This window comes from Williamsia sp. (assembly GCF_036566845.1).
Taxonomy (GTDB): domain Bacteria; phylum Actinomycetota; class Actinomycetes; order Mycobacteriales; family Mycobacteriaceae; genus Williamsia.
Genome location: NZ_DATCVM010000162.1, coordinates 1 through 3,754 on the forward strand (window position 1 = coordinate 1; position 3,754 = coordinate 3,754).

At 64.7% G+C, this 3,754-nt stretch carries 4 protein-coding genes; all 4 read right to left on the reverse strand.

Going from position 1 to position 3,754, the window contains the following annotated elements; all coding sequences use genetic code 11:
* Positions 1 to 9: 9 nt before the first annotated feature.
* Positions 10 to 1,233 (reverse strand): ISL3 family transposase, encoded by a 1,224-nt coding sequence (locus tag VIQ49_RS15825; RefSeq protein WP_331886269.1) that lies wholly within the window; start codon positions 1,231 to 1,233, stop codon positions 10 to 12.
* 261 nt (positions 1,234 to 1,494) lie between these two features.
* Complete coding sequence (locus VIQ49_RS15830) at positions 1,495 to 2,451, reverse strand: LLM class flavin-dependent oxidoreductase (RefSeq protein ID WP_331886271.1); 957 nt, start codon at positions 2,449 to 2,451, stop codon at positions 1,495 to 1,497.
* 5 nt (positions 2,452 to 2,456) lie between these two features.
* The gene (locus tag VIQ49_RS15835; protein WP_331886273.1) at positions 2,457 to 3,293 is read right to left on the reverse strand and encodes an SDR family NAD(P)-dependent oxidoreductase; all 837 of its coding nucleotides are present in this window, start codon (positions 3,291 to 3,293) and stop codon (positions 2,457 to 2,459) included.
* Positions 3,293 to 3,697, reverse strand: coding sequence for a nuclear transport factor 2 family protein (locus VIQ49_RS15840; protein ID WP_331886275.1), 405 nt, complete (start codon positions 3,695 to 3,697; stop codon positions 3,293 to 3,295). The genes VIQ49_RS15835 and VIQ49_RS15840 overlap by 1 nt, the downstream gene beginning before the upstream one ends.
* Positions 3,698 to 3,754 lie beyond the last annotated feature (57 nt).

Sequence of the window (3,754 nt, forward strand, 5' to 3'; positions counted from 1 at the left end):
TGCGGCTACTCAGGTTCTTGTGGGTAGTTTGGCCTGCAGTCCGCCGAGGCAGAGGTAGATCATCGAGGTGAGTGTTTCGGCGGAGTGGTGGCCGTAGCCGCGTGCGTTGATGAGGCGGATCTTGGCGTTGATGCTTTCGGCGAGGGCGTTGGAGATGCCGAGTTCGATGGCGGCCAGGATGCCGTCGAAGTAGACCGCGAGTCGTTTGCCGAGCGCGACGAACGCGGGGATCCGGCAGCGTTTGGCGGCGGTGATCCAGGCCTTGAGCAGTGCACGGGCGACGCCGGGTTGGTGGTCGTGGCGGTAGAGATCGCGGGCCTGTTCTTTGAGCGCCCATGCCCGTCCGACTCGTCGATTTCGTTTGGCGATCTGGTTGACCAGTTCGCGCTTGTTGTCGGTGAGTTTGTTCTCGCCGGTGCGTAGTGCCCATCGGGTGGTGCGCCATTGTGCTGAGGACATGTGGACTTTGTCGGGGCCGGCTGCGGCCTCGGAGAAGACGGCGTCGAGGGCGCGGTTGATCCATCGCATGATGTGGAAGCCGTCAAAACAGATGATCGCCTCGGGCACCTTCGAGCGAGTGGCGCCGATATAGGGCTTGCTGACGTCCATGCTGACGGCTTGGATCTGCTTGAGCATCGAATCGGGTTGAGCTGCATAGAAATCAGTCAAGGATTGCTCGCTGCGGCCGGGTCGGATGTTGACGACGGTGCCGGTATCGTGGTCGCCGATGATGGTCAGGTAGCGGTGCGGGTGTCGGTAGCAGATCTCATCGACCCCGATCCGATAGAGCGTCTGCAGGCGCCGCTTGTCGAGCAGTTCGGCGACGCCGCGGTTGATGATCGCGGTGACCGATTCCCAGGCGCAGCGCATCAGTGTCGAGACGGTGGTGCGGTCGCTGCGTTGGGCCAACCACAGCACCATGTCTTCGAAGTCGCGGGTGAACCGGGCTCCGGGCCGCGCCCAGGGCACCGCTTCGGTGATGACCCCGCAGTCCGGGCACTTCAGGCGGCGGATGTCATAGACCAGCCATAATCGTTTGATCCCGAGATCGAGGTGGCGCCAGCGTCGGCGACGGCGGTCATAGACGCTGGGCTGGCGTTTGCCGCACGGGCAGGTCAACAGACGGGCAGTAGGGCGCAGTGTGACTTCGACATCACGTTCACCGATGACGACATCGGTCACCGATGCCCCCGGAATCGCCAACAGACGGTTAAATGCAGTACTGACGCGCACGTGGGTCGTCCTCGCGGTTGAGGTTGGTGTGGTAACCCCGAAACCTAGAGCTCGACCACGTGCGCGTCCTTCATCTCGGCGCTGACACGCCGAAACCCTCACCACACCAACCGAAAAAACCGCTGAACAGCAGAAACGCGCCCACTAGAACACTAGGAGCGCCACATACATTCGACCACCGACAAGTTTTCGCCTCACGACCCAGTCAAATCCGGGAGGCGAAGGTCACCATCCGACGCGAGGTCGGCCACAGCCGACGCGCTACTCCAGTTCGGCGAACCTCTTCAGATACCGCCATGCGATATCCGGCGGCATCCCGCCGCACAACGGTGAGAGGTTGAACATCTCTCCACCCGCGAGGCGCTGTCTCGCCTCCTCGACCGAGAGGATCACGTGGGACGCCGACGTGCGGCGGAGGTCGTCGACGGTCCTCGCGGTGCTCATGTTGGCCGACACCTGATTGTCCGGGTTCCACTCCGAATAGGTCATCGCATCGTGGAGCAGATACTTGCCGATCTCTTCCCATGCCGCGTCGACATCCTCGGCCACGAAAAGGTTCGCCACAACGTCCCGTTCGGGGATGAGCACGAAGCCGGGTTCGAAACCGTTGTCGCGGCACGCCTTTTCGTACGCCTCCTGCATACCCGGCACCCCGCCGTTGGCGAGCAGGCCCAGCCCGTTGCGTCCCGCACGCCTGGCCGCGGCGAGGCTCGAACCGCCCCAATTCAGCATGAGCCCTTCCGGCGTCCGAGGACGCGGCGTCACCTTCATCCGCCTGCCGCCGTGTTCGACCTCCTCTCCGGCCAACAGTCGGCGCAGCACCCCGAGCTTCTCGTCGGCGATGCGACCACGATCGGACATGGACAACCCGAAGTGGCCGAACTCCTCAGCGCGGTAGCCGATCCCGAACACATACGTGGCCCGGCCCGCACTGATGTGGTCGAGCACGCAGATGTCCTCCGCCAGTCGGGCCACGTCGTAGAAGGGCAGGAGGATCGTCAGGTTGAGCATCAGCTGTTCGGTGCGCGCTGCGATCGCCGCGCCCATCAGCAGCGGCGACGGGAGATAACCGTCGTCGGCGCAGTGGTGTTCGCACAGCACCACCGCGACACAGCCGCGGGTCTCCGCCCAGGCCGACATCTCGCATGCCGCCGCGTACAGCTCGGTCGGCGGTGCACCGATCGACGGCGCACGCATGTCGAATCGCAGGGTGAACATCGCGCCTATCCACCCCGCGGCGCGTCGGTGCCCATGGTGTCGGCACTTACCTGCATGATCAGCCGCACCACGTCGTTGCGCGACATGGACTTGAACAGTTCGAGACCCATGCGGACGTCATCTGCCGTGGCGATCGTGGGTCCGTTGCCGAGGTTGGCGAACGCCTCGTCCACCACGCTCTCGGGCGTGACCGCACCCGCGGGGACCTCGTCGAGCGATGCGAGACGTCCGCGCTCGAACTCCAACTTTCGCAACGCGGGCGTGTCGGTCATGCCGAGGACTAGGCCGAGCACATCCACGCCCTTGTCGTGCAACTCCACCCACAAGCCTTCGGTGAACACCATGTCGAAGGCTTTCGTGCCACCGTAGACGACGATGTTCCGGCCACCGGCCAGCGCGGCGCCTGACGTGAAGTTCACGATTCCACCTCGTCCCCGCTCCACCATGGGGCCGGCGAAGTGATGACACAGCCGCATCATCACCAGGCAATTGCGCTGCAGGAGTGCTTCGGCCGCCGATATCGGAGTGGCAAGGAAGGGTTCGTAATTGGGATCGCCGCCGGCGCAGTAGACCAGCGTGCCGACCTCGATGTCCGCCGTGGCATCGATGATGGTTTGCGACGCATCGGCGTGGGTCAGATCGATGGCGAGCGTTCGCGTCCGGGCACCGGTGCGCTCGCGAATGCCCTCGGCCACCTCGTCGAGCACGTGCTGGCGACGGGCGACGAGCACCACGTCCACCCCTTCGCGTGCGAGTCGCTCGGCGAACAGCGCCCCGACGCCGTCGGACGCACCGACGACGATCGCCCACGGCCCGTACTTGGTCACGAAGTCGGCGGTCATCAGGCCGGCACCGCCACCAGTCGAACGGAGGTGTATGTGCGGCGGGCGATTCGCCAGCCGTCGGCGGTGCGCACGACGTGATCGTCGTAGTAGCCGATGGGGTTGACACCGCCGCCCTCGAACAGGATGAGGGCGTCGACGTAGGTCCGCACCGTCGCTGCGTCTCCGTCGATGTCGACGGCCTGGTTGGTCATCCGGTGCATCGTGTGAGTGGCCGCGACGTGCGCAGCCTCCATGAACGCCGCCACCTCTGCGCCTCCGGTCCACTGGCCGATCTCGCCGTAGTCCACGCGAGCGTCGTCGGTGAAGACCTTTGTCAACAACGAATATTGGCAACTGTCGATGGCGGTCGCATAACGCACCGTCAGCTCGACGATCTCTTCACGATCGGTCATCCGGGTCATACGACATCTCCGTTCGGGTGAACGACGACGCGCGGCGGCCCCTCGGCTCGGCGGGCC

Coding starts and splice junctions, on each gene's coding strand:
- VIQ49_RS15830 (WP_331886271.1), bottom strand. CDS start 2,451: ATGTTCACCCTGCGATTCGACATGCGTGCGCCGTCGATCGGTGCACCG.
- VIQ49_RS15835 (WP_331886273.1), bottom strand. CDS start 3,293: ATGACCGCCGACTTCGTGACCAAGTACGGGCCGTGGGCGATCGTCGTC.
- VIQ49_RS15840 (WP_331886275.1), bottom strand. CDS start 3,697: ATGACCCGGATGACCGATCGTGAAGAGATCGTCGAGCTGACGGTGCGT.